The sequence below is a fragment of the Thioalbus denitrificans genome, assembly GCF_003337735.1.
Lineage (GTDB): Bacteria > Pseudomonadota > Gammaproteobacteria > DSM-26407 > DSM-26407 > Thioalbus > Thioalbus denitrificans.
On the sequence record NZ_QPJY01000008.1, the window covers coordinates 34006 to 56854 of the forward strand.

Below are 22849 nucleotides of genomic sequence, written 5' to 3' on the forward strand. Positions count from 1 at the left end.
TGACCGGGGGCGGCAGGTCCTGATCGTCCGGGCGCGGTCATTCGCACAAAGGGGCACCGCCGTTCTCCGGCGACGGGCGACCGGCGAGATAGAACGAAGGCCCATGGCCTTCCCGGGAGCGGCGCAACTCAGCACCCACCCCGGGAAGGCCACGAGCCGACTCGCCAGCCACGACCAGGCTCATGATGGAGAAAGGGAAAGAGCGCCGGTTCACGGCCGGCGCGGGATGGAGCAGGTCCCTCGGACCTTCAGCACACGTTGTCGTTATAGGAAGGGACCGCAGGGCCGGGACCCGAAGGCCCGCCTCTCTCCCCGGCCCGGAGAGGCTTCTGACGCCGGCACGAAGCCGGCAGGGCGCCACTGGTGCCGCAGTGGCCACGGGTGAAACCGTTTGTTTCCAACAATCTTACCATGACTCGAAGAGAACCAAGTTTCCGAGTCTGAAGTGGGCATGAGCTACACCACTACCCGGCGCTACTAATCCTCTGTCTTCCCGGCCTTCGGGACAAGACGTCCATCAAAGACAAAGGGCTCGGGCTCACCCACCCCGATCTTCCCAAAATCGGGATGGGCCGGATTAAGGATGTAGTTGAGCTCAGCGGGGACGATGACCGAGGGTACACCCAGGACAGCGGATTCACCCGCCTCGATCCAGGCACTGCCGATGAGCTGAAGGAACCCCGGCGCCGGGGTCGCGTTCCATTCGTCGGGAAGGCTTTCCCGCGGCAGCTCGATGACCTCCACTGCCTCTGGTATGTCGACGGGGAACAGCACGAAATTGTCGCGAAGCTGAGGCACATCGAGGTGTACCAGCGTCTCCAGCACCGCACCGGACGATGAGCCGGAGGTGTAGACAGCTGGAATCCCCCTGGGGACCCAACGGCTCCCGACCAGGCGATTGCCCTCGCCACTGAAGGCATCATGAGCATGCCGCCGATGGGTCAGGCGCCAGGCCCGCATCAGCTGTAGACACCATACTCGATGCGGGTCAGTACCTCTTCAACCGCCTCGGCCCCCGCATCGGTATCGAGAAGGTCAACCGGCACCTGCCCTCCCAACGCGCGATTCGGTGCCTTCAGCCAGGCATTGGCGGGCTCGGAATCACCGAAGATCTCTTCCGCCCGTGAACCGATTCTTGCCAACCGGAACACCTTGTCCGACTGCTCAGGGTCCAGCGGCCTGTTCTCGGCCTTCCTCCGCTGGTAGGTACGCTTGTTCAGGCCGATGATATGCAGCACGCGGTCTTCCTTGATCCCGAGGAATGACATGAGCTCCGGCACGGTACGCACCGACAGCCCCTGGCGGATCTCCTCGGCCATGCGAATATCCCATGGCTTTCCTTGTTTTCGGTTGAATCGCCGGAGCTCGCCCTTGAACAGGACGGTCACAACCCGCTTTCTTTGCGGGTCACCGGAGTCCCTATCAATCTTGAAGCGGATCGACCGTTCAACCCTCTTCCCAGAACCAGGCTGACCCGAAACACGCACTACTTCCGGCTTGCCCTTTCCCTTTTCAGGCACCAGGACGGCCTTCAGCAGTCGCCGCCCGGCCTCCCGTGCGGAGGGGCGTTCATCAGCCGCATTCCCGGTCTTACTGACGCTCATTTGCGATCCCACCCAGCCATGTCATCTGTCGTTAATCATATGCCAATTGTCTCAACGGATCGAGCTGTGATAAAAGGAGGGCCGCCCGAAGGCGGCCCTGAATACCCGTTCAGGCGGCCAGCTGCCGCGCCAGTTCCACCTCGATGCTGTCCCCGTGCGGATTCAGCACCTCGAGGCCCGTCTCCGGCATGTCCCCGGAGGTGGACTGGGCGACGGCGATCTTCTGGGCCATGAGGGTGAGGCAGGCGGTCTGCGCCGTCCCCTCATAACCGAAGAAGACCACCTCCACCGGCTGTTTCTGGCCGATACGCCAGGAGCGCCGGGCGGCCTGCTGCAGGGTGTAGACGTTGAAGCCCGTCTGGAGGAAGGCGATGGTCGGGAAGTCCAGGAGGTCGAGGCCCGTCTTCACCAGCTCGGGATTGGTGATGAGCACATCAATCCCCCGATCCACCTGCTCCATGATCCAGTCCTCCCGCCGGGCGGTGTCCACCGAGGCCCGCAACACCCCCGCCTTGAGCCCCGCCGCGGAGAGCAGCGCCCTGAGACGGGCGGTGGTGTCCCGGGTGCCGGTATAGACCGTGTAGGCCAGCACCCGCCGGCCCCGGGCCTTCTCCCGGCGGCAGAGCTCGATGAGCGCCTCCTCCTTGGGCGAAGGCTCAGTCTCCCCGAACACCGACCCGGCAAAGGCCAACAGGGTCCGCGTGCGGGGATGCTTCACCGCCTCCTCCCGGAAGCAGCAGTCCGGCCAGGCCAGCAGGGTGTTGAGCACCACGCCGAGAAGACTGTTGTCCCCCTTGCGCAGGGCCTCCTTCAGCTCCGCGGTCAGCGTCGCCTCCAGATTGCGATACCGGTTCGCCTGCTCCGGCGTCATGGGCACCTCGACGTAGCGCTCGTCGTAGCGCGGCAGGATGCCCTCGCCGATGTCCCTGAGCTTCAGGAACACGGTGAAGGGCAGCACGTAGCGGGCGATGCCCTGGGGCCCGAAACCCGGCCCCTTGACGGTGCGCACCGCCACCCGCTTGCCGCGGGCGGTACGGTGCGCCTCACCCTCCGACTCCCTGTAGATGTCCTTGAGCACCCCATGGGCGCGCATGAACGCCATGGCCGCCGAGCCGAGGCTGCCGCGGCCGTTGGGCCGGAACCCGTCCTCCACCATCCGCCGGGGCATGATCCGCCACAGCAAAAAGAAGAGATCGTCGGCGTAGCCGCCCATGAGGGTTCCGGTGAGCAGCAGGACCTTGCGGACCTTGTTCGCCAGCACGCCCATGGCCTGGCCCTGGGCCGAGCCCTCGTTCTTGTACTCGTGCCCCTCGTCGACGATGAGCAGGTCGAAGAACTCCCGCGGCAGGTAGCGCTTGATGTACTCCGTGGGCTGGTAGCCCCCCTGCCCGAAGCCGAACTCCAGGGTGGCGAGCCGGCGCTCGATGCGCGCCGCCTGCCGGTCCCCGAAGACCAGCTCGCCATTCCCGTCCATGAGGTTGACGAACTCGTAGAGGTTGTCGGAGAGCATCTCCTCCAGCGCCGCCTCCCCGAAGGTAGCCAACAGCCGCTCAGCGGACTTCTTCCCGATGGTCGGGATCTGCAGCAGGGCCGCCCGCACCCGGTCCCGGGGACTGCTGGCGCGGCCCGGGCGGACCAGGGTCCACAGGGCCGCCCCGCAGGCGCAGCGGCGCCGGGCGTCGTCCGGGACGCTGCCACGGGGAACCGGGTTGTTCTCCCCGTCCCGCAGCACCTCCCCGCAGTCCGGGCAGGCGGCGTACTCCACCGTCTGCACGAACGACCGGGCACCTCCGTTGCCCTCCTCGGTGGACTTGCGCAGGTGATAGCGTCGAGTAGCCACCGCCGGCCTCCAGTTGAACCCCATGCGCATCCGCACCCGGCCCAGAACAAAGAACTCGGGTGCGTCGCTTGCCGGGGCGCCCACCATCCCGCGCAGGGTGATGAGCTTGCGCAGGGTGTCCGGGCCGTTCAACACCCAGACACGGGCCCCGGCGATGGTCTCCCGGATCTCGCGCCGCCACTTGTAGACCAGGTGCGGCGGCGCGATCACCAGGAACCGACGGGCCCCCTCGGCATGCATGACCGCCGCCGTGGCGATGGCCATCATGGTCTTGCCGGTCCCCATCTCGGCGTTGATCACCGCGGCCGGCTCGTTGGCGTCCGCCAGGAGCCTCACTGCGGCCTGCACCGCCTCGCGCTGGGAGGGAAACGGCTGGCGGGCCAGCCCCTCCATCACCAGGTCCCGGAAGGGATCCGGCTGCCCGTCATAGACAGGCGGGTTCTGACGGGCGACGGCCTCGAGAAGCCCATCGCCGAAGTCCTCGACGAACTGCGACAGGGGAATGATGTTTTCAATGTTGCCCATGGTGTGCCTCCAACGGTTGAGAAGAAGCCGGGGGCACACCACCCCTTCCGGGGTGTGTGCCCCGGCGGGGATGTGGATGGGGAGCGCGAACAGCGCTCTAGTTTTCTAGTCTCGCCAACGTGGAGCTAGGCGGTCGGACGATAAGCGTCGTATCCGCGAATCGATGTGTGTTCCACATGGCGCTCTTCAAAGGTCACCGGCTCGCCGGCAGCCTCCTTCGCGCGCATGAACGTCGAGAGATCACAGTCCTCCTCGAGAAACACGAGGTCACCTCGCTGGTACGAGTACGGGGTGATCTCCCGGGCGATGCCCAGGCGTGTGATCTCGGCCCTCCGGACATGAAGCCAGCCGTGTCCGGGGTCCTGCTCGTAGATGTAAGCGGATTGCATGGTGCAGCTCCTCGTATGGAGCCGGAGACACACCACGCCCCTGGCAGGGTGGTGCGATCCCCGGCAGGGTTGAGTGAAAACCGGCAGTGAACTACGCTGCCGGCATGGGACTGAAAGAGCACAACCTGGTGGTCGTGGAGGGTGGACGTGCCGTACTGGAAAAGGCGCTCCTGGAGGCGCTGTTCCGGGGCGAGGGCATCGAGACCCTCGAGGCGCTTGCCGCTCCCCTCAAGTCCCCTGCCCCGCCGCTGAAGATGGTTCGTTCGGGGCAGGCCCCTGCAGTTCCATCCGCGCCAGCAGCTCCTCGTCAATCAGACGAAGCGCCAACCTAGCGTCCGACCTGCCTTCCAGCGTCCGGATATCCGCCAGGTGCTTTGTGATGAAGGTCTGGCGATTCCGCATCTCCTCGAGCGTCGCGGACTCCAGCCAGGCGATGAAGGCCTTGATGGTCTCCTTGTTCATGGTGCTGCTCCTGAAGAAAGCCGGAGACGCACCGGTCCCCTGGCGGGGCGGTGTTCCCCGACAGGGTTGAAGGAGTGTGAAAGATGGATCGAGGCCCTGAGGGGCCCGCACTTCCGCCCGATCCGGAGGTGCTTCGAGGGCGCGACTGAACCGCAGTCGCCACGGTTGAAAGCCTTTCCGCGGAGCCCGGTCCGGCCAGACTCCGGGGAAAGGCCCGTCCCCCAGAGGGGACGGGCGGGGTGTCAACGCTCCGGCATCGCATCCAGCGCCGCTTCGAGGGCCTCATCCACATCGGCCCAGTCCACCGAACCGCCGCGATCCTCGCCACGGCGGTAGGCCTCCACCAGCAGGGCCGCCGCCCGGAAGGCGGCTTTCTGCCGGCGGATCGCCTTCACGCTGGCATCCGGCGCCGGCCAGTCCGCTGAGGCCTCGATTGCCTGCTCCACGGTGAAGCACAACACCTGACCTGAGTCCCCCTCCTCCTCGAAATCATCGAGAAGCAGAGGAACCGCCGCCGTGTCCTGCCAGATCTCACCCTCATTGAACAGCCGCTCCGCCTTGGACACCGCGGCTTCGGCGTCATCGGCCTCGATGCCCACCTGCACCCGGTGCGTGTAGGGCAGTTCGTACTGAATGACATACCTCATCATCTCACCCTCCGTCACTGGATGGTCAGGATCCGGCTGTAGGTGGAACTCCCCACGGTGAAGTCGATGGCGCGGATCACGGGAACGAACCGGTCCGTGTGGATGCGGGTTTCGGTGACCGCTCCGGTCCGCTCGTTCACTTCGGTCTCCACCTTCACCTCCTTCTCCTTGTGGGTGTCGCCCTTGACCACGAAGGTCCGCCCGTCCTTCGAGCGGACCACGCCGGAGATCTGACCCGCGGCCAGCGCGAGGGCCAGGTGCCAGCGGGACAGGGCCCGCAATGGCCGCCGGTGCTCCCTGGCGTTCGCCTGGAAGGTGATGCCAAAGCGATCCCACAGGGTCGGGCCACTCCGCGCCACCTCCTCGGCCAGCTGGCGGGCGTCCAGGCGCACGGTGAAGAAGCGGGGCTCGCCGCGGGGCGCCGGCGGCACGCGGTAGGGCGCATCCATCCAGGACCCGGGCAGCGGCAGGGCCATGACGTCACCCTTGCCCACCGCCGCCAGCAGCTCGCGCGTCTCCGCATCCACCGCACCATCCACCCGCTTGCGGACCCCGAACACCACCACCTGCTGGAAGCGGTCGGTGGCGGCCCGGAAGACGCGCAGGCGCGTGAAATGGCGCGTGAGCCAACCGGCGAACTCCGCATCGAGGGCATAGCCCGGGACAATCAGGACCAGGACACCGCCGAACTGGAGCGTCCCGACGGTCCGCTCGTAGAAGAGCTTCTCGAGGCGCTTGCGCCCCTTCCACTTGGCCGCCGAGGCGGCGGCCTGGTCGGCGACCAGATCGCCGTAGGGCGGGTTGAGCCACAACAGGCCGAACTGCCGGGGCTGAACCACCGTGTCCATGAGATCGCCATGGATGCAGCTGTCCAGCAGGGACTTGGCGTGCCAAGCCCGCTCGGCGTCATACTCCACGCCGAAGGACTCCACCGCGCCCTCGCCCAAAGCACCCAGATGATGGGCGGTCTCGGCAAGCGCCGTGCCCTCCCCGCAGCAGGGATCGAGAATCCGCATCGGGGCGTCCGCCGGCTGCAGCGCCGACAGAATCCGCTCGAGGGTCGCCTCGTCAGTCGGGAAATAGCCGTTCTTGATGAAATTGCGCGCCAGGCGCTGAAACATGAGAGCCATGAGTTTCTCCTCGGCTGTGTCGTTGAAAGCCCGGGGAGACGGCGCCCCACGGGGAGCGCACGACTCCCCGCGGGGTGAGTGGATGGTTGAATCCCGGCGAGACTTGGCCGGCCGGGGTCCCTTGACTATCGTTGGCGTCGAAAGGCGTTACCCCAGCCATGCTGGGACCAGTCGACACCGCCTTTGGTTGAGCGGAGCAGGCACCGCTGTTCCTGGCCCGGATGGCCCGCCAGGATGTGCTTTCGGCCGCAGATACGGCACGCCCGCCATTGCGGGTCGATAACACGCTCCATGGACTCCTCCTCAGACGAGACCGCGCTCGGCCATGCTCACCACCTCCATGCCGCCCACCACCAGGTGGTCGAGGAGGCGGACATCCACCAGCGCCAGCGCATCGCGCAGCCGCCGGGTGATGTTGCCGTCCGCCGTGCTCGGCTCGGGAACCCCAGAGGGGTGGTTGTGGGCCACGATCAGCGCCGCGGCGTTGTGCCGCAGCGCCGCCTTGACCACTTCGCGCGGGTGAACCGAGGCGCCGTCGATGGTGCCGAAGAAAAGCTCCTCGTAGGCAATGAGACGGTGCCGGTTATCGAGGAACAGTACCGAGAACACCTCCCGCTCCCGCTCGGAGAGCTTGAGTGTGAAAAAGCGCCGGGAGTCCGCGGGACTTCCGAGCACGACACTGCCGTCCGCCCGGTAGCTCAGGCGCTTCTCGAGCACCCGGCAGGCGTAGTTGATGACCTCATCATCGGACAGCTCGATGATGGAGACAGGGTTGGACATGGGACACCTCCGTGCAGAACAGGCCGGGAGGCGCCCCGGCCGGGGAGCGTTTCCCCGGCGGGATTGAAGACAGATTTGAAGCTGGACCAAGGCCTGAAGACCCGCACCTCCTCCTGGTCCGAAGATGCTTTCGAGACGCCGCGATACCCACGCGGCCAGGGTTGGAAACCTTGCTTTTCAAGAACAGAGGACTGGGCAACCCTGTCCAATTCTTCCTCTTCATCGAACCATCGGACGGTTTGATGTACGTTGGGAACAGAACCATCCCACAGCGTTACAAAGGAGAGAGACCATGGCTGTCATGACAGCCAAAGTGGCCCGTGCGAAGTTGCACGAACTCATCGACGAGGTGTCTGAGTCCCACCTTCCACTGCGGATATTGGGCAAGCGGAACAATGCGGTTCTCGTCGCCGAGGAGGACTGGAATGCAATCCAAGAGACGCTGTTCCTCGTGTCGATCCCTGGGATGCGCGACTCAATCCGCGAAGGCATGGAGACTCCTGTCGATTGCTGCGACCAGGTTCCGGACTGGTAACAGTCGTCCACATCATGCAAGCCCTGAAGGCGAACGAGAGTGCTGTCAGCGCTAGACGGCAATCAGCTGCCGACCAGCTATCCGGGGGTTCACCGATGACCTCGGCAAACCCCCGGTCCCTGCTCATGAAGCCTTCAGCTGGGCGAACCGTTCGGCCAGTCGCCACAGGGCGCGGTTGAGGCGAACATCCTCGGTCACCGAGTTGACCGCCCGGGTCCGCATCCGCCGGCCGCTCCGGGAGCGGCCCCGGATGCCGCCCTTCAGCAGGTTCTCCTGCACCCGGTTGTAGGCGGACCAGAGATCGGCGCCCACGTCATCCGCGCGGCGCGCCTCCAGGAGGTGGACGGGGCGCACGGGGCTGGTCTGCGACCACCCCTCCCCGTAGCGCACCTCGAGGGCCGCCTCGGCGAACAACGCCTCCTCCCGCTCGTCGAGCCGGGTGGAGCGGAACTGATCCACCGAGGCGGCGATCCGCGGCACCTCCTCGATGAGCTCGTAGGAGCCCTCGATGATGTCGTCCACCACATTCTTGCCGTGGCGCACGCGGATGCCGCCGAACTCCCCGATGGGACAGACCATCCCGTTGGAGCAGACCAGGCGGAACAGTCCCGCATCCAGCTGGTAGGCCGAGCTGCGGTCGTGGCTGTTGGTCAGCACCAGCTCGGCGACAGAGTCGCCCACCTGGATGGGCTGATCGGACTGGCGGAACCGCACCAGGTGGCGTGTGAATGCCTCCCGCTCGAGATCCCGCACCCGGGTCTGCTGGGCACGAACCGGGAACCAGCCCTGCTGGCGGAAGGCCTCGATGACCTGGATGGTCGGTACGAAGCCGTAGCGGCCGGACACCTCATGGTGAGGCGCTTCCGCGAAAATGGAGGGAGCGACCCGCATCAGCCGGTCGTTGGACAGTGCGATCATGGACATGGCGTGTCTCCTTGGTGGAAATGAAACCGGAGACACCCCTCGCCCCTGGCAGGGAGGTGTGTCCCCGGCAGGGTTGAAGAAAGGACGGTGGAAGGATGGATCGAGACCCCAAGGGATCCGCGCCTCTGCCCGATCCGGAGGCGCTTCGAGGGCGCGACTGAACCGCAGTCGCCACGGTTGAAAGCCTTTCCGCGGAACCCGGCCCGATCGGACCAGGCGCCGGGGAAAGGCCCGTCCCCCGGCGAGGGGGACGGGCATGCCGTCAAGGCGATGGCTTCATGTAGGCCGCCATCTTGCCGGCGATCTCGCGGGCCACGCCCTGCCACGCCGCGGGGGACACCGGACCTCCCTCCATCGCGGCCAGCTCGTCGGGCGTGGCCTTCGCCACGGCCTCGGCGTGCTTGACCACCGCATCCACCACGAACACCTGCGACAGGGCGCCGTAGGCCGAGAACTCCATTACATCGACAATCCGCTCCACATTGGTCTTGCACATGGACGTTGCTCCTTGTCCGAATCTTGAATCATGAAAGGAGCCCACCCCGCGAACGGAGTGGGCGGTGATCATCAGGCCGCGGCGGACTTCGTCGCCTCCGGCTCCAGCGTCAGGCGCCCGATCCGCACCAGCCGGGAGACGTGCATCTCCACCGCCTCGCGATCGGACAGGTCGAGCCGCCAGGCGCCGACCTGGTAGCCGGGCAGCCGCTCTATCCAGCCATACTCCCGGCACAGCGCCAGCAGCTCGGCGCTCCAGTGCTCGAGCACCGGAACCCACAGGGTCTGCCGGACCAGCGCCCACAGCCGCTCCTCGATGCGCGCCTCCGGCTCATCCCGGTGGAGCAGCAGGGCCCGGCCGTTGGCCCGGTCGGGCTCCACGGCCAGGCGGTCATAGAGCCAGGCGTGTACGAGCTCGCCGAAGACCGTACCGCTCCGACGGGCCGTGGTCTTGACCAGCCGATCGACGTCGATGGACGAGACCAGGCACGCCCCGTCCTGGCCGCGCTGCCCGATCCGGAAGGAGCGAAGGCCGCCCTCCCGCTCGGATACCGACAGCCGGGCGAAGAACTCCTGCAGCGCCGTGTCACGGCCCCAGAGGGAGAGAAAGCGCGGCGCGCCGTCGTCGATCAGGTGGGCGTCGCAGAAGATGCCTGGCACTCCGGATAGCTGAAGCATGGTGTTGCCTCCTCGATGAAGCGCGCCGGGGCCGCCACCCGCCGGGGTGAGCACCCCGGCGGGTTGGTGGATCGTTCAGCTGCTAGTAGGGCACATCCCTGCCGAGGCTGAACGGGAAGATGACGTAGGCTGACTCAAGGCGCCCGAGCTCGTTGGGCACGAGTGTCCGGGCCACGCGTATGTCGCCCTCGGGACAGTGCGTACGCATCACCTCGACGCACGCATCGGCACCCGCCTGCGACCACGCATAGGCAACGCCGGCCTGAATTCCGTTGGAGTCCATGACGATGCCCTACCAGCCTGGGTAAGTGAGGAACAGTTCCGCGATGACTTCGGCTCGAGGCGGGTCGAGCTTCGATGCCACATCACAGAGGTTCGGGAACCCGGCGCGGACCAGCAGCGCCTGTCCATCCTCGGCGTTGAAGAAGCTGTACATGGCGGCGAGAAAGGCCGCCTCGCCGCGGCTGATGACACCGATGGCGTGCTCGATGCGTTGCCAGTCCGGCCGCAGCTGGTTCTTGTTGATGGCCTCCGCCACCGAGGCGGAGGTGACATGGAAGTAGGACTCGCCCGCGAGGGCCACACCCCGCTTCCATGCGGCGAGGAACCGGCGCTCGCGATGGGTGTAGTCGTCCAGTTCGTGAAACTCGGTCTGCATATCCATGACCTTCTCCTCCTCAGTGAAGGGTGGCCACCGCCCGCACGCGGACAGTGCCGTTGACGTGAAAACGAATCGCATAGCGCCGCCCGCCGAGATCGGCCAGGCAGGCCCGGCGGCCCCGCGGCTTCAGGGCGGCCAGCGGAAGACGCCGCATGGCGTCGGGAATGGATGAGCTCATGGTGGTGCTCCCGGAACGTGGGCCGGAGACACCGGACCCCGGCCGGGGTGCGGTGCGCCCCGGCGGGGGTTGAAGAAGCGTCGAAGAAGGATCGAGGCCCGAAGGCCCGCACCTCTGCCCGATCCGGAGGTGCTTGACGGGCGCCACTGAACCGCAGTGGCCACGGTGAAAAACCTTTCCACGGAATCCGGACCCGCCAGGTTCCGTGGAAAGGCCCGTCCCCGAGGGGGGACGGGACAGGGGTCAGTCCGGATCGCCCTTCACGAAGATCCGGCCCACCGGCTGGAACCGGTAGCCCAGCTCCTTCAGGCGGGTGGCCTGGCGGCGCAGGATCTCCCGATCCACCGTGGGGTCGAGCTTCACCTTCTCGCCGAGCGGCCACAGCTGGCCGAAGAGCGCCTTGTCCTCGCTCGGGACCCCGGTGGCCGGGAGCTCGGGCTCCGGCTCGGCCGGGGGCTCCTCCTCCTGGGCCGTGGTGGTATCGAGACCGGTGAGGGCGATGGCCACGAGCGTCGCCCGCACCTCGGTGATGGAGCGCCCGCCGATGGCGTAGGACGCCTGGTAGATGCGGCTGATGGTGAACTCGCCCTCGTACTGGCCGGGATCGAACTCCTCGATGCCCTCCTTGACTGAGAACTCGCCCACCTCGGTGACGAGCTTGCCGACGTTGAACGGGCCGTTGCGGCCGTTGATTGTCTTCACGGTGACAGCACCGCTGATCTTGATCATGGGTTGGTCTCCCCGATTGCCGTGGAAACACCGCCGGGAAGAGACGCCCCACCGGGGAGCGGGCCCCGGCGGGACAGTCGATGTGGATTCAGTGCAGGTCGCCCGGCTCGATGAGCAGGTCGCAGACATGCGCCTCGGCATGGCCGACCCGGCAGAGCGCGCCGGTCCGGCGCACGACGCCGGCCTCGACCAGCGCCTCCAGGACGCCCCGGTTCTCCGCGAAGTCCTTGATGAGCACCTGATTCGGACCAAGCGGATGACAGGGCACGTTGACGGTGGCCGTGGCCATGGGACCCTCATGGGTGAAGAGCCGCAGGGCGATCCGGCCGTTGCCGTAGCGTGCGAAGGACAGCTGGCAGGGCTGCCCGGCAAAGGACACCGTGACTTGGGTGTTCATGGAATCACCTCGATGGGAATGCCGGGGGACACGCCACCCCCGGACCGGGGTGTGGTGCACCCCGGCGGGGTTGGTGGAAGCGCGGCAGGAGTCTGGCGCCGGGGAACGTGCTCCCCGGCGCCGTCTCACGGCATCAGGCCGCCAGGCGCCAGGTGCAGGTCTGCCCGTCGAAGCGGTAGCCCTGCGCCTTCAGTCGCGCCTTCTTGGCCTCGAAGTCGGGATCATCCCGCGCGAGCGTCACCTCCTCGGGGAGGTAGTCCGCGACACCCTCCGCAGCGCCGGTGGAGGAGTCCTCCGGCCCGGACACCGGAGCGGGGTCGCCGTCACCCTCCTGGGACCGTGCCGGCGCATCGGACGATGCGGGCGCGGAGTAGACGGTCTCGCCATCCACCTTGACCCAGTCGATGCGCAGCAGGCGGGCCTTGAGCGAGACGCCGGTCTGACCCGCCTTCTCGCCCTTCCCGTAGGTGAAGGTCTCGGCGTAGAGATCGCCGAGCTTGAAGGCCACCAGCACCTTGCGCTCGGCCTGCAGGTGCTTCATGGCCGCCTTGACCACCTTCTTCGCCTCCTCGCCGGAGACGCGGCAGTCGAACCGGGTGTACTCCACCTGGTCCGCGGCGCCGTGCAGCGCGGAGATATCCACGGCCAGGAAGGGCTCGCCCCTGCGGACCGGGACCTCGCGGGCGCGGTTGAGATAACCGATGCCGGTGACGTGGAGATCGAAGAACTTCGTGGAAGCGTTTTCGGACATGGTGTTTCTCCTTGGATGAATACAGGGAAACACCGCGCGGATTGCGCCCCGTCGGGGAAGGTGTCTCCCCGGTGGGGTGAATGGCTGACGGTTCAGCCTGAGAGTTCTGGAACTGCTGCAGCAGTGGCTGATGATTCAGCCGAAGAACCGCATCGCCGCCAGCGCACCGACGGCTACGACAAGCATGCCGCCGAGGCGGATGGTCAGGCGGTTGGCCACCAGATCGATCTTATGATCCAGCGCGGCGATATCCGCCTTGGTGGCGGCTTCCAGGCGCGCGATATCCGCCTTGGTGGCGGCCTTGAGATCCTCGATATCCGTCTTGGTGGCCATGTCACGGACATCGTCCTTGGTGGCCAGCGTGGACTCGAGCATCTCGCGGAACACCTCGCCTTGCGCCTCGGCAAGCGCCTCGGCCTGGGCCTCGGTGTAGCCCGCGTTCTTCAACTTCTTGGCAAACGCCAGTGTGTCGAATGCGTGCATGACGCTCATTCCGGTCTCCTTCCGGTCGGGTGGGTGGTTGGTTATCCGCCCGGCGGAAGGAGCGCTGTTCCCTTGCGGGGCGTCTCCCCGCAAGGCGGTGCAATACCTGAGGTCAGCAACCCCAAGGAGATAGATCCCGCGAGGGAGACACCATCACTGTGGGGCTGTTGATCATGGATCGAGGCCACAGGGCCCGCCTCTCTGCCCGATCCGGAGAGGCTTCAAGGGCATCGCTGAGAGAGCAGCGACACTCGTCGAGCAATTTACCTATAGCGGAATATTCTGGCGATGGTCAAGGCTCCTCCTGGGAAATACCCAGCCGGGAAAGGATCCCTTCCAGCTCCTCGTGGCTGTGGAAGGTGAGCGTCATGGTCCCGCGCCGGGACGCCCCGTCATACTCGAGCCGCGTGGGCGACCCCACCGTCTCCCCGACGCGCCGCTCCAGCTGCTCCAGATTCGGATCCCGATTCTCCCGGCCAACCGGCCCGGCGGCTGGCGCCTTCGCCCGCTGCTCCAGCCGCCGCACCGACCAGCCGCGGTCGGCGGCCTCCCGCGCCAGGTCCACCTGGCGCGCCGGGGGCAGCCCGGCGAGCACCTTGGCGTGACCGAAGGAGAGCGCGCCCGAGGCCACCAGCGCCTTCACCGGCGGCTCCAGCCGGGTGATGCGCAGCAGGTGCGAGACGTGCTCCCGCTTGCGCCCCAGGGCCTCCGCCACCTCCTGGTGGGTCAACCCGAACTCCTCCACCAGGCGGGCGACGCCCTCGGCCGCCTCGACGGGATTGAGGTCCTCCCGCTGGGTGTTCTCCAGCAGCGCGAGCACCGCCGCGGCGGTGTCGTCCAGCTCCCGCACCAGCACCGGCACTTCGTGCAGTCCCGCCCGCTGCGCCGCGCGCCAACGCCGCTCGCCGGCAACGATCTCGTAGTCCTCCCCACCGAGGCTGCGCACCACGATGGGCTGCACGACCCCCTGGCTGCGGATCGACTCGGCGAGCTCGGCCAGCCCCTCGTCCGGGAAATCCCGCCGCGGCTGGTAACGGCCGCGCCGCAGCCGCTCCAAACCCACATGGCGCAGGGTGCCGGCATTCATCCGGTCGGCGTCGGACGGGTGTGCCACGTGGCACATGCCGGCGGATGAACGGGGTTCCCTGCTCTGCGTGGCCATTCCCGTCACCGCCCCTGGCCTGCATCCGTGGCGGCATGCCCGCGGGACCGTCGTGCGCCGGTGCGTGTCTCCCCGGAACCAAGCAGCAGCCTCACCTTGCCCTCTTCAATGCGGGCGTCGGCCTCGAACACCTTCCCCGCCCGGGACTTCAGCCCCTGCAGCCGCACCACCTGGCCGGCGAGAAGCGCCAGTGCCTGCCTCTGGGTGAGCCGCTTGCCGGCCGTCTCCCGCCACACCGTCGCCCCGCAGGCCTGACAGCTCCAGGCCCTGGGCGTCTCCTTCACGGCGCCGCCGCACCGGCACTGGCCCACCGGCTCCTTCGACAGCGGCCGACCGGGCTTGCCACCCTTGTCCGGCAGGGTGGTCCCGCACTCCGGGTACCCGCTGCAGCCCCAGAAATGCCGCGTGCTGCCGTTACGCCGCAGGCGCCGCAGGGGACGGCCACAGTCGGGACAGGCGGGCCGCTCGCTCGCCACGCCTACCGCGCCGCTGCCGGTGCGGGCCCGCTCCACCAGCTGGCGCACCCACTCGGTCTGCCGCGCCAGGAAGGCCTCGAGGTTGCCGGCCCCCTGGGCGATCTCCTCCAGCGCCTCCTCCCACAGGGCCGTGGTCCCCGGGTCCTTCACCGGTCCCGGCAGGGCATCGATCAGCGCCCGGCCGGTTTCGGTCGAGACCAGGTGCTGCTTGTGCTTCTCCACGTAGCGCCGATCCAGCAGCGTCCGGATGATGCCCGCCCGCGTCGCCTCGGTGCCGAGGCCCGCGGTCTCCTTCAGCATGCGTTTGAGCCGCGCATCCTCCACCAGGCGCGCGGCGTTCTTCATCGCCGCGATGAGCGTCCCCTCGGTGTAGCGGGCCGGGGGCCTGGTCTGGCGTGACGCCACCTCCGCCTCCAGCACCCGGCAGCCATCGCCCTGTCGGAGCTCCGGCAGCTCCTGGGCCTCATCCTCACCCTCCTCCGTCCGCTCCCGGCCGAACAGCGCCCGCCAGCCGGCCACCACCACCCGCCGTCCAGTGGCGCGGAAATCGTCCCCGCCTACCGCCAGGGTCACCGTGGTGGCGTCATACTCGTGCCGGGGATAGAACTGGGCCAAGTAGCGCCGCCGCACCAGGTCGTAGACCCGCCGTTCCGCCTCGCCCATGGCGGCCACGCCGCAGGGCGCGGCCGTGGGGATGATGGCGTGGTGGGCGGTGATCTTGCCGTCGTTCCAGGCCCGTGACCGGAGGGACTGGTCAGCCCGCTCCACCAGCATCCCGATACGGCCGTCGGACTGCCGCAGGGCCTCCAGCACCCGGGGCGCCTCGGCCAGCATGGACTCTGGCAGGTAGGGACAGTCGGTCCGCGGGTAGGTGGTGGCCTTGTGCTTCTCGTAGAGGGACTGGGCCGCGTCCAGCACCTCCTGGGCTCCCATGCCGTAGCGGCGGGAGGACTCCTGCTGCAGGGTTCCCAGGTCGAAAGGCAGCGGCGGCGCCTCCCGCACACGTCGCGTCTGCGCGTCCGCCACCCGGCCCGTTCCGCCCGCCACCCGCTGCGCCAGGGTGCGGGCCGCCGGTTCGCTGATGCAGCGGCCCTCCGAATCGGCCATCTCCTCGGGCGGCAGCCACTTCGCGCGGAAGGACGAGCCGCCCTCCCCCGGCGCCCCGAAGCTGACTACCACCTCCCAGTAGGGCCGGGGCGTGAAGGCCTCGATCTCCCGGTCACGGTCCACCACCAGGCGCAGCGTCGGCGTCTGGACCCGCCCCACGGAGAGCACCCCGTCGAACCCCTGGCCCCGCGCCAGCACCGTGTAGGCCCGGGTAAGGTTCATGCCCACCAGCCAGTCGGCCCGTGCCCGGCCGATGCCGGCCCGGTAGAGGGGCTCGGTCCGCTCGCCGGGCCACATCGAAGCCAGTGCCTTGCGGATGCTGGCATCGTCCAGGGCCGAGAGCCACAACCTCTGCACCGGCCCCCGCCACCGGAACCGCTCCAGGACCTCCCGGGCGATGGTCTCGCCCTCCCGGTCCGCGTCGGTGGCGATCACCACCTCGCCCGCTTCGGCCAGCAGCCCCCGGATGACCTTGAGCTGCCTCCCGGCCTCCCTGCGGGGCTCGTAGCGCCAGGCGTCGGGGATGATGGGCAGCGCCTCGAGGCTCCAGCGCCTGAACACCTCGCCGTAGCTGTCGGGCGGGGCCATCTCGAGCAGGTGGCCGAAACACCAGGTCACCACCACCCCATTACCCCGGAGACACCCCTCGCCCCTCGCGCCACAACCCAGCACCCGGGCGATGTCGCGGGCCTGGGAGGGCTTCTCGCAGAGGAACACGCGCGCCTTCCGCCCCGTCCGCCCGGGCGCGGTCGTCACCGCACCGCCTCCTTCAGGGAGGAACCCGGGATGAACGCAACGACCCGCCGCGTGGGTATCTCCATCGCCTGGCCGGTCCTGGGGTTCCGCGCCACCCGCGCCTCCCGCTCCCGCACGTCGAACTTGCCGAACCGGTTGATGGCGACCGTGTCGCCCCGGGTCAGTGACTGGGTGATGGTCTCCAGTACGGCGTCCACCACGTCCCTGGCCAGCACCTGGTCGATGGAGGCCTTGAGGGAGACCGCATACACCAGGTCGGATTTCTTAACCGTCATCGCGCTCGCCCTCCCTGGTCTCCTTGCGCCGCAGCTCGATGGACTCCAGCCGGCCCAGGTCGAGATCCACCGAATCCGCCTGCAGCTCCAGCCGGCCACGCTCTTCGCCGCTCTCCTTGTCGGTCCACGTGTGATGCACGAGCGTCCCGGCCGCCGCCACCCGCGCCCCCTTCGGCAGGATCTTCGCGGCGGCGACCGCCTTGGGACCCCACAGGTTCACGTCGAGCCAGAAGCCGCCACGATCCTCGAAGCCACCGTCGCCGTCCGGCACCTGGCGGTCGAAGTAGATGCGCAGGGAGGCCACCGACCGGCTCTCGCCACCCACCTCCACCTGCCGGAGCGCGGGCGCCGCGCCCAGGTTGCCCCGTCCCCTGAATTCATTCGCCATCCCTATGCCTCCTTGTCCTTCGGTGCTGTTGACGAGCCGTTCATACCAACGGGCGGACGGCTTGCTCCAGAAACAATCAGCCCGGGTCATCCCGCGCTTTCCCGCCCGAGGCGCCGCAGCACCGCCACGCGGTCGAGGTAGTCGCGCAGCCGCATCCGCTCGTAGTTGGTCAGCGCCAGCGCCAGGTTGAGCTCGATGCGGCGCCGCTCGTAGTCGATCCATACCCGCCGCGTCTCCTCGGGCAGCCACTGCAGCAGGAGCATCCCGTCCTCGCCGGTGAGCTCGATGCTGGTGTTCCGCCTCCTTACCCCCTCGCCCCGCCAGCGCCTGGCCGCCGAGCGCCGCCAGCGGAAGTCGTTGTTGGTCCGGTCGGCGTAACGGGTCAGGTAGGCCGGGGCGTCCGGGAACCGCTCCCGGAACTCCGCCACCATCCGGTCGCCGTAGGCCCGCAACCGGTTCCTGCGCTCCTCCAGCGCGGCGAGCCGTCCCCGGACCTCCTGCTGCGAGCGCGGAATGAGATCCCGCGGGCTAAGGCTCACCATTCACCTCCCGTTCGCTTGTGCTCACCGTTCCCCCCTTACCCTTAAAGGGTTTTAAACCCTTTAGGCCACACCCGGCGCCGGCACGATCCGCGTACGTCACCACCCGGGCCGAAGGTGGCCACACTGTGGCCACATCCGCGTACGTCACCGGATTCACGCTCCCTGGGCCGTTAGTTGCCGCAAGCCAGCGGTGGAATCCTCCTCCTCACCGCCTTCCTCCCCCGGCTCCTCCCCGCCCGCCGGGTTCGCCGCTCCGTCAACTGGCTCAGCGTCCCGCTTCTCCTCCCGGTGCCGGATGTCGGGCGCATGGGCAGCGCGGAGCCCACCCTCCAGCACCTCCTGGGGCAGATCACCCAGCATCTCCTTCGCCCGCCGCCCCTTGGCCGTCCCCTGGCGCACATCCTCCCGGGTCACCGCCAGGTACCGGTAGCCCTGCGCCACACTGTAGGCCCGCCGAACCGCACGGCCGCCCTCGTGCAGCAGCTTCTCCGCCGTGCTCCGGTCGAGCAGGCCCACGTGCCGCCCTGTCAGAATCGCCCGCACCAGGGCATCGTAGTCCGCCAGCAGGTATGCGCCCATGAAGGCGTAGGGACTGCTGAAGTTGAGATCCACCCGCACCGGCTCCAGGGACTGCGCCAGCTTCACATCCACCGCCGGCGCGCTCTTCAGCAGCCGGTCCACGTGCTCCCGCAGCGCCTCCAGGTGCTCGCGCCCCTGCAGCAGCTCCCGCTCCACCTGCACCAGCCACCAGTCCGCATAGGGGTCGTCTGCCGCCGCGCCCGTCCAGATGGGCCGCAGCATGGTGGCGAAGCGCAACAGGCCCACGATGGTCGGTTTGTCCCCTTCCGGACGGCGCCCGTAGACCAGCCGCTGCGCCTGCCGGGTCTGGATCTCCATGATCGCCTGGCTGCGCAGCGCGCCCGGACGGTCACCGTGTGCGTTCTCCCTTGTGGTCGTCATGTACACCTCCTTCGCTTGATATGTTTTCTGCAGTCAGGGCCGCAGGGGTGCCAGATCCGGTGGCCACACTGTGGCCACACCTCTTCGCCCACCCTGGCAGTCGGATCCGCCTCAAGGTCACCTCAGTGGAGCAATGCCTTCGCGCGCCCCGGAAGCGGAAACTCCACCCGCTTCATCTCCCGGCGGATCCTTCCCATCAGCAACCGAATCCAGCCGCTTTCCCCTGGCCCGCCTCCACGCCGGCGCAGCAGACCCCATGCCTCCAGCCCGTCGAGCACCTTGACGAGACAGATCCGGGGGATGCCGACCTCGGCACTCAACTGCCGCTGTGAGACCTCGTGCCAGGCGCCATCGCCGTATTGCTCGAGCAGATAGGCGAACACCTGGGCGGTATTGAGGGAGATGGCGTTGTACCCGCCGGGTCTCAGGGTGCGACCCCATCGCCCGTGAGTGAGCGCCAGCAGCGGCATGAGCCGGCACTCAGGCCCGGATCCGCGGATGTGGCGCTCCAGCACGTCCAGCACCCAGCGGCGGAAGGCCTTGGCCCGCTCGGTGCGCGAGAACATGGCGATGAGGTGGCAGCCGCGCGGCGAGAAGATGCGGACCTTCTGTCGGCCACCGGGGGTCTCCATATCCAACAGGTCCGTCATCTGGTCGGTGAACTCGTCCGCGTGGCGGTTGTAGAGACGGCGGATCTGTTTCGACGCTTCTGAATCTTCAAAGGGGGCGTCAGTTTGGGTACCCCCTTTGGCTGCATAGCCCAAGGCACGCCCCAAATCTGAAGCCGTCAGCCAAGGCTCCCCCTGGCGGTCGATAAGGGTCAGCGGCGTCTCTCCGAACGCCAGCGTTGCGGGTAACAGGCTCATGGAATGCCTCCGTTGTTCACTCCTCCGCGGGCACCGGACCGGTCACTTGGCCATCCGGCAATCCGTGGCCACACCTGTGGCCACCTTGGTTCTCCATCCGTTCCCTCTTGTCCATCAGCATTTCCTGAAGTGGCCACAGCTGTGGCCACTTGGCTGCTCCGCTCATGGGCGCGCCCCCCGCCGGGATTCCGCCTCCTGGAGCTGGGCCCGTAGCCGGCCGAGCTGGGTCTCCAGGCCCTTGCGTGCATTCGGGGTCCTTGAAGCCTCAATCAGCCGCTCCAGCGCCTGGATGTCGCCGCGCAGGTGGCTCAGCTCGAGGTCGCGTCCAGTGTTGGAAGCGCGCTCCGGGGCTCGGTTATGGGGGGGACTCCAGCTGGCGAGCGGGGGCCCGACGGGCACGAAGACGCCAGCCCTGACCCGCTCGCAGAGCTCGGCGGCGTACCGCCCGGGACTGCGGAGAGGATCGCTGGTGTCCAGCGCCTTGTGGGCGAGGGCGTCGAGGATGTCCTGGTGGTGTTCGGCGGGCAGCCTGGCCCGGAGGACGCGACCGACGACCCGGCGGGTGTTGTCGTCGAACTGCTCGGGCCACCTGAGATCATCGGGCGTCGAGGGGGGTGCAGATTTTGAACGGCCCCCCGCTGTAGTAGTTGTAGTTTTATTACTACCACTACTACTACAGGAACCAGGTCCAAAATTTGTACTTTCTTTGTTTTCAGTGAGTTGTATGCCGGGTCTAAAATTTGTACCTGGCTGTGCCTCACCGGGTTCAAATTTTGGACCTGGTAAAATTTGCACCGCCCTGTGGCCGTTCTGCCCGTTTACGGGGGGTGCGCTGTCAAAATTTGTACCCGGTTCCGTCACCGGGTCTAGATTTTGAACACCCCCTCTGCTGGCCACACTGTGAACGGAACGCCGGGGTGCCCCGCCTTCGCCTGAGCCCCTGGTGTCATTCCGCCCCTTACGGTCGCCGCGGGCGGCCGAGCCCCCCAGCGCCAGTCCGAAAAACCCGCCCGAGCGACGCTCCACCGTGGCCGCCGCCTCCATGCGCCGGGCCATGGCATCGGGTTGCTCGAGGGGGTCGCGCCCCTCGGCCACGTCCCGGTCGATCCCCTCCAGGGCCGACAGGGCGGCCCGCCGGACATGGGGATTCTGGTGTCCATGGGCGGACTCCTCGAGGAGCCTGATGTAGCCGTCGTCGAGGTAGGCGGCGTCGGCAAGGGGCGCCGGTTCGCTGTGGATGGCGTAGAGGTTGCCGCGGAAGCGACCGGAGGCATCACGGACCCGCTGGCACAGGCTGATCCAGCGGGTGATCCGCAGCAGCAGGAGATTGCGGATCACCGTCCCCCGGGAGTGGCCGAGCACCCGGCAGGTTTCCCGGACCGAGGGCATGGCGATGGCGCCGTTGGGTTTGCACCGCGCCTCCTGCATCAGGTAGAGGAAGTGCACCTTCGCCCCGTCGGTCAGGAAGGGGTCCCGGACCAGGATGGTGGGGTAGGCGTCATGCCAGGTGCCCAGGAAGAGCATCCCCTCCTGCTCGGCGCCGCCCGCGCTCGATGTGGACAGGGCCTCGGCCTGGGCCCGGATCAGGGCTTCCAGCGCCCGCGTGTGGGGTGAGACGACGACAGGCTGGCCGTTCATGCGAAGAGCCTCCCCTGGTCGCCGTCCCGCGCCGCGATGCAGACCGGGTTCAGCCACAGGCACTCGGTCCGGGGAACAGTGCCGCGGCGGCCGTTTGCGTGGGCCTGGGTTTCGTGCCGCTCCCAGCCATAGGGCAGCAGCAGGTCGTCGTAGAGCTCGCTGCGGTAACCGGAAAGGACCACCGCAGACCGTGTCTTGCGCAGCCGGGCCAGCAGCGTCACGTGCTCCGGCTCGGACATCTCGTGGCGGTAGTAGGAGCCGCCGTCGATGACCCGGGTCTCGTGCAGGTAGGGGGGATCGGCGTAGATGAGCGTCCCGGGGTTGCGCTGCTCGGTAATGAGGTCGATCGCCGGGCGCCGTTCTATCAACACCCCCTGCAGGCGCTTCGCCAGCGCCTGGATGCGCCCGGGGAAGTTCGCCCAGTCGCCCGCCGTGGTCTGGGAGCGCCCCGAACCGGTGTAGGCCCGGAACCCGGTCCGGCCCTTGGTCGCGCCGGCCGAGCCATAACCCGCCTGGGCCCGGAACACGGTGCGCCGGGCCCGCTCCAGGGCATCCAGCTCCGCACCGCCCGTTTCCAGGCACACCTCGAACTCGGCCCGGGCGTAGGGAGTCAACGCGCAGAGCTCGGCCAGCCGGCTGGCCTGCTCCGGGTCGCGGAGGACCCGGAACAGGTTCACCACCTCCCCGTCGAGATCGTTGTAGATCTCCGCCCGGCTCCGCGGCTTGCGCAGCAGGACCCCGGCCGAACCCCCATAGGGCTCGAGGTAGGTGTCATGGTCCGGGAAGAAGGAGACGATCCAGGGCGCCAGGCGCCACTTGGCGCCGTGGTAGCGCATGACCGGTGCATGAACGTCCGTGTCCATGGCTACGCCTCCAGCCGCGCGGGGCCGGCAGACTTCCGCCCGGTGCCGGTTGCAGCGGGAGGAAACTCCTCCAGCCAGCGCTGGGCGAGCCGCCAGATAATGCGCAGACTCGCCCCGGTCTCGTCCGCGATCTCGGTCCACTGGTCCGGCCGCGGCCACCCGGTCTCGCCGGCAACTCGCTTCCAGACCATCCAGATCCGGCTGGTCGTCTCTTCGTCCGGCTCCGGCGGGCGCCCCACGCCCCGTGGCGCCCGGATCGAGCGCCGGCAGGCCACGTACTCCTTCTGCCCCATCCCGAAGAGGGACTCCATCATCTCCGCCGGCGCGTTCCGGCGCACCAGCTCCAGCTTGGCCGCCTGGAGCTGCGACTCGCGGCGCACCTGGTCGAGCACCATCCAGAACGCCGCCCGGTCGAGCTGCACCCGCAGAATGTGCCCGTCGAGCTTGCGCTCCAGCAGCGTCAGCTCGCCGAGGGTGAGGTTGCGGAGCGCCTCCGCCTCGCGGTCGCCGATGTTCATGTCCCGCAACGCGGACCAGTCACCCTCGCGGGTGCAGGAGGTGGCGTAGCGCAGGACGGCGTTGGTCAGTTCGTATTCCTTGCGAGCCAT

The 22849-nt window shown here is 67.9% G+C and carries 27 protein-coding genes and 1 pseudogene; 1 reads left to right on the forward strand and 27 read right to left on the reverse strand.

The window, feature by feature from the left end; genetic code table 11:
• Positions 1 to 477: 477 nt before the first annotated feature.
• The 8 genes and pseudogenes from DFQ59_RS14485 to radC all read right to left on the reverse strand — a co-directional run.
• Positions 478 to 960, reverse strand: a complete 483-nt coding sequence (locus DFQ59_RS14485) for an RES family NAD+ phosphorylase (RefSeq protein ID WP_114280435.1) — start codon at positions 958 to 960, stop codon at positions 478 to 480.
• Positions 960 to 1604: a type II RES/Xre toxin-antitoxin system antitoxin gene (parS, locus tag DFQ59_RS20315; RefSeq protein WP_114280436.1), complete on the reverse strand. Its 645-nt coding sequence runs from the start codon at positions 1602 to 1604 to the stop codon at positions 960 to 962. The genes DFQ59_RS14485 and parS overlap by 1 nt, the downstream gene beginning before the upstream one ends.
• A gap of 109 nt (positions 1605 to 1713) precedes the next feature.
• Positions 1714 to 3969, reverse strand: a complete 2256-nt coding sequence (locus DFQ59_RS14495) for a DEAD/DEAH box helicase family protein (RefSeq protein ID WP_114280437.1) — start codon at positions 3967 to 3969, stop codon at positions 1714 to 1716.
• Between the two features lie 125 nt (positions 3970 to 4094).
• Complete coding sequence (locus DFQ59_RS14500) at positions 4095 to 4358, reverse strand: hypothetical protein (RefSeq protein WP_114280438.1); 264 nt, start codon at positions 4356 to 4358, stop codon at positions 4095 to 4097.
• Between the two features lie 228 nt (positions 4359 to 4586).
• A complete protein-coding gene (locus tag DFQ59_RS14505; protein ID WP_114280439.1) occupies positions 4587 to 4820 on the reverse strand; it encodes a hypothetical protein in 234 nt (77 codons plus the stop codon).
• 242 nt (positions 4821 to 5062) lie between these two features.
• Positions 5063 to 5467, reverse strand: a complete 405-nt coding sequence (locus DFQ59_RS14510) for a hypothetical protein (protein WP_147275259.1) — start codon at positions 5465 to 5467, stop codon at positions 5063 to 5065.
• A 14-nt stretch (positions 5468 to 5481) separates the two neighbouring features.
• Positions 5482 to 6597: a DUF6094 domain-containing protein gene (locus DFQ59_RS14515; RefSeq protein ID WP_114280441.1), complete on the reverse strand. Its 1116-nt coding sequence runs from the start codon at positions 6595 to 6597 to the stop codon at positions 5482 to 5484.
• Between the two features lie 303 nt (positions 6598 to 6900).
• A pseudogene (gene radC / locus DFQ59_RS14520) lies at positions 6901 to 7347 on the reverse strand (RadC family protein); the annotation flags it as partial.
• A gap of 322 nt (positions 7348 to 7669) precedes the next feature.
• On the opposite strand from radC, the gene DFQ59_RS14525 reads away from it, so the two are divergent.
• A complete protein-coding gene (locus tag DFQ59_RS14525) occupies positions 7670 to 7912 on the forward strand; it encodes a type II toxin-antitoxin system Phd/YefM family antitoxin (RefSeq protein WP_114280443.1) in 243 nt (80 codons plus the stop codon).
• Positions 7913 to 8035: 123 nt separating this feature from the next.
• Here the strand turns inward: DFQ59_RS14525 and DFQ59_RS14530 are convergent, their stop codons facing one another.
• From DFQ59_RS14530 to DFQ59_RS14620, 19 genes are all read right to left on the reverse strand, one after another.
• The gene (locus tag DFQ59_RS14530; RefSeq protein ID WP_114280444.1) at positions 8036 to 8836 is read right to left on the reverse strand and encodes a DUF932 domain-containing protein; all 801 of its coding nucleotides are present in this window, start codon (positions 8834 to 8836) and stop codon (positions 8036 to 8038) included.
• Between the two features lie 262 nt (positions 8837 to 9098).
• A complete protein-coding gene (locus DFQ59_RS14535) occupies positions 9099 to 9332 on the reverse strand; it encodes a hypothetical protein (protein ID WP_114280445.1) in 234 nt (77 codons plus the stop codon).
• 71 nt (positions 9333 to 9403) lie between these two features.
• On the reverse strand, positions 9404 to 10009 hold the full coding sequence (locus DFQ59_RS14540; RefSeq protein ID WP_147275260.1) for a hypothetical protein: 606 nt from the start codon (positions 10007 to 10009) through the stop codon (positions 9404 to 9406).
• Between the two features lie 292 nt (positions 10010 to 10301).
• On the reverse strand, positions 10302 to 10673 hold the full coding sequence (locus DFQ59_RS14550; RefSeq protein WP_114280448.1) for a hypothetical protein: 372 nt from the start codon (positions 10671 to 10673) through the stop codon (positions 10302 to 10304).
• Between the two features lie 13 nt (positions 10674 to 10686).
• Positions 10687 to 10848 (reverse strand): hypothetical protein, encoded by a 162-nt coding sequence (locus DFQ59_RS19900; RefSeq protein WP_170142175.1) that lies wholly within the window; start codon positions 10846 to 10848, stop codon positions 10687 to 10689.
• Positions 10849 to 11091: 243 nt separating this feature from the next.
• The gene (locus tag DFQ59_RS14555) at positions 11092 to 11577 is read right to left on the reverse strand and encodes a DUF3275 family protein (protein ID WP_114280449.1); all 486 of its coding nucleotides are present in this window, start codon (positions 11575 to 11577) and stop codon (positions 11092 to 11094) included.
• 88 nt (positions 11578 to 11665) lie between these two features.
• Entirely contained in the window at positions 11666 to 11974 is a 309-nt protein-coding gene (locus tag DFQ59_RS14560; protein WP_211314953.1) for a hypothetical protein, read from the reverse strand.
• Positions 11975 to 12107: 133 nt separating this feature from the next.
• A complete protein-coding gene (locus tag DFQ59_RS20660) occupies positions 12108 to 12725 on the reverse strand; it encodes an STY4534 family ICE replication protein (RefSeq protein ID WP_114280450.1) in 618 nt (205 codons plus the stop codon).
• A 135-nt stretch (positions 12726 to 12860) separates the two neighbouring features.
• The gene (locus DFQ59_RS14570; RefSeq protein WP_114280451.1) at positions 12861 to 13217 is read right to left on the reverse strand and encodes a CCDC90 family protein; all 357 of its coding nucleotides are present in this window, start codon (positions 13215 to 13217) and stop codon (positions 12861 to 12863) included.
• 283 nt (positions 13218 to 13500) lie between these two features.
• Complete coding sequence (locus DFQ59_RS14575; RefSeq protein ID WP_114280452.1) at positions 13501 to 14370, reverse strand: ParB/RepB/Spo0J family partition protein; 870 nt, start codon at positions 14368 to 14370, stop codon at positions 13501 to 13503.
• Positions 14371 to 14375: 5 nt separating this feature from the next.
• Positions 14376 to 16709 (reverse strand): DNA topoisomerase III, encoded by a 2334-nt coding sequence (locus DFQ59_RS14580; RefSeq protein WP_211314954.1) that lies wholly within the window; start codon positions 16707 to 16709, stop codon positions 14376 to 14378.
• Positions 16706 to 16984, reverse strand: a complete 279-nt coding sequence (locus DFQ59_RS14585) for an HU family DNA-binding protein (protein ID WP_114280453.1) — start codon at positions 16982 to 16984, stop codon at positions 16706 to 16708. The genes DFQ59_RS14580 and DFQ59_RS14585 overlap by 4 nt, the downstream gene beginning before the upstream one ends.
• Positions 16974 to 17372, reverse strand: a complete 399-nt coding sequence (locus tag DFQ59_RS14590) for a single-stranded DNA-binding protein (protein ID WP_114280454.1) — start codon at positions 17370 to 17372, stop codon at positions 16974 to 16976. The genes DFQ59_RS14585 and DFQ59_RS14590 overlap by 11 nt, the downstream gene beginning before the upstream one ends.
• 86 nt (positions 17373 to 17458) lie before the next feature.
• Entirely contained in the window at positions 17459 to 17911 is a 453-nt protein-coding gene (locus DFQ59_RS14595; protein ID WP_147275261.1) for a hypothetical protein, read from the reverse strand.
• A 156-nt stretch (positions 17912 to 18067) separates the two neighbouring features.
• Entirely contained in the window at positions 18068 to 18874 is an 807-nt protein-coding gene (locus DFQ59_RS14600) for a PFL_4669 family integrating conjugative element protein (RefSeq protein ID WP_114280456.1), read from the reverse strand.
• Positions 18875 to 18996: 122 nt separating this feature from the next.
• Positions 18997 to 19740 (reverse strand): BRO-N domain-containing protein, encoded by a 744-nt coding sequence (locus DFQ59_RS14605; RefSeq protein ID WP_114280457.1) that lies wholly within the window; start codon positions 19738 to 19740, stop codon positions 18997 to 18999.
• 162 nt (positions 19741 to 19902) lie between these two features.
• Positions 19903 to 21378 carry a hypothetical protein gene (locus DFQ59_RS14610; RefSeq protein ID WP_114280458.1) on the reverse strand — a complete coding sequence of 492 codons (1476 nt, stop codon included), beginning with the start codon at positions 21376 to 21378 and terminating at the stop codon, positions 19903 to 19905.
• Positions 21375 to 22241 (reverse strand): DNA adenine methylase, encoded by an 867-nt coding sequence (locus DFQ59_RS14615; RefSeq protein ID WP_114280459.1) that lies wholly within the window; start codon positions 22239 to 22241, stop codon positions 21375 to 21377. Before DFQ59_RS14615 ends, DFQ59_RS14610 begins: the two co-directional genes overlap by 4 nt.
• Before the next feature lie 2 nt (positions 22242 to 22243).
• The gene (locus tag DFQ59_RS14620) at positions 22244 to 22849 is read right to left on the reverse strand and encodes an STY4526/YPO1902 family pathogenicity island replication protein (RefSeq protein WP_170142176.1); all 606 of its coding nucleotides are present in this window, start codon (positions 22847 to 22849) and stop codon (positions 22244 to 22246) included.

Bases quoted from the DNA above. Each gene is read 5' to 3' on its own strand.
- DFQ59_RS14535 (WP_114280445.1), bottom strand. From the start codon at position 9,332: ATGTGCAAGACCAATGTGGAGCGGATTGTCGATGTAATGGAGTTCTCG.
- DFQ59_RS14555 (WP_114280449.1), bottom strand. From the start codon at position 11,577: ATGATCAAGATCAGCGGTGCTGTCACCGTGAAGACAATCAACGGCCGC.
- DFQ59_RS14510 (WP_147275259.1), bottom strand. From the start codon at position 5,467: ATGAGGTATGTCATTCAGTACGAACTGCCCTACACGCACCGGGTGCAG.
- DFQ59_RS14485 (WP_114280435.1), bottom strand. From the start codon at position 960: ATGCGGGCCTGGCGCCTGACCCATCGGCGGCATGCTCATGATGCCTTC.
- DFQ59_RS14605 (WP_114280457.1), bottom strand. From the start codon at position 19,740: ATGAGCCTGTTACCCGCAACGCTGGCGTTCGGAGAGACGCCGCTGACC.
- DFQ59_RS14505 (WP_114280439.1), bottom strand. From the start codon at position 4,820: ATGAACAAGGAGACCATCAAGGCCTTCATCGCCTGGCTGGAGTCCGCG.
- DFQ59_RS14525 (WP_114280443.1), top strand. From the start codon at position 7,670: ATGGCTGTCATGACAGCCAAAGTGGCCCGTGCGAAGTTGCACGAACTC.
- DFQ59_RS14575 (WP_114280452.1), bottom strand. From the start codon at position 14,370: ATGGCCACGCAGAGCAGGGAACCCCGTTCATCCGCCGGCATGTGCCAC.
- DFQ59_RS14610 (WP_114280458.1), bottom strand. From the start codon at position 21,378: ATGAACGGCCAGCCTGTCGTCGTCTCACCCCACACGCGGGCGCTGGAA.
- DFQ59_RS14570 (WP_114280451.1), bottom strand. From the start codon at position 13,217: ATGAGCGTCATGCACGCATTCGACACACTGGCGTTTGCCAAGAAGTTG.
- DFQ59_RS14615 (WP_114280459.1), bottom strand. From the start codon at position 22,241: ATGGACACGGACGTTCATGCACCGGTCATGCGCTACCACGGCGCCAAG.
- DFQ59_RS14495 (WP_114280437.1), bottom strand. From the start codon at position 3,969: ATGGGCAACATTGAAAACATCATTCCCCTGTCGCAGTTCGTCGAGGAC.
- DFQ59_RS19900 (WP_170142175.1), bottom strand. From the start codon at position 10,848: ATGAGCTCATCCATTCCCGACGCCATGCGGCGTCTTCCGCTGGCCGCC.
- DFQ59_RS14500 (WP_114280438.1), bottom strand. From the start codon at position 4,358: ATGCAATCCGCTTACATCTACGAGCAGGACCCCGGACACGGCTGGCTT.
- DFQ59_RS14550 (WP_114280448.1), bottom strand. From the start codon at position 10,673: ATGGATATGCAGACCGAGTTTCACGAACTGGACGACTACACCCATCGC.
- DFQ59_RS14515 (WP_114280441.1), bottom strand. From the start codon at position 6,597: ATGGCTCTCATGTTTCAGCGCCTGGCGCGCAATTTCATCAAGAACGGC.
- DFQ59_RS14560 (WP_211314953.1), bottom strand. From the start codon at position 11,974: ATGAACACCCAAGTCACGGTGTCCTTTGCCGGGCAGCCCTGCCAGCTG.
- DFQ59_RS14530 (WP_114280444.1), bottom strand. From the start codon at position 8,836: ATGTCCATGATCGCACTGTCCAACGACCGGCTGATGCGGGTCGCTCCC.
- DFQ59_RS14620 (WP_170142176.1), bottom strand. From the start codon at position 22,849: ATGGCTCGCAAGGAATACGAACTGACCAACGCCGTCCTGCGCTACGCC.
- DFQ59_RS14585 (WP_114280453.1), bottom strand. From the start codon at position 16,984: ATGACGGTTAAGAAATCCGACCTGGTGTATGCGGTCTCCCTCAAGGCC.
- parS (WP_114280436.1), bottom strand. From the start codon at position 1,604: ATGAGCGTCAGTAAGACCGGGAATGCGGCTGATGAACGCCCCTCCGCA.
- DFQ59_RS14590 (WP_114280454.1), bottom strand. From the start codon at position 17,372: ATGGCGAATGAATTCAGGGGACGGGGCAACCTGGGCGCGGCGCCCGCG.
- DFQ59_RS14600 (WP_114280456.1), bottom strand. From the start codon at position 18,874: ATGACGACCACAAGGGAGAACGCACACGGTGACCGTCCGGGCGCGCTG.
- DFQ59_RS14540 (WP_147275260.1), bottom strand. From the start codon at position 10,009: ATGCTTCAGCTATCCGGAGTGCCAGGCATCTTCTGCGACGCCCACCTG.
- DFQ59_RS20660 (WP_114280450.1), bottom strand. From the start codon at position 12,725: ATGTCCGAAAACGCTTCCACGAAGTTCTTCGATCTCCACGTCACCGGC.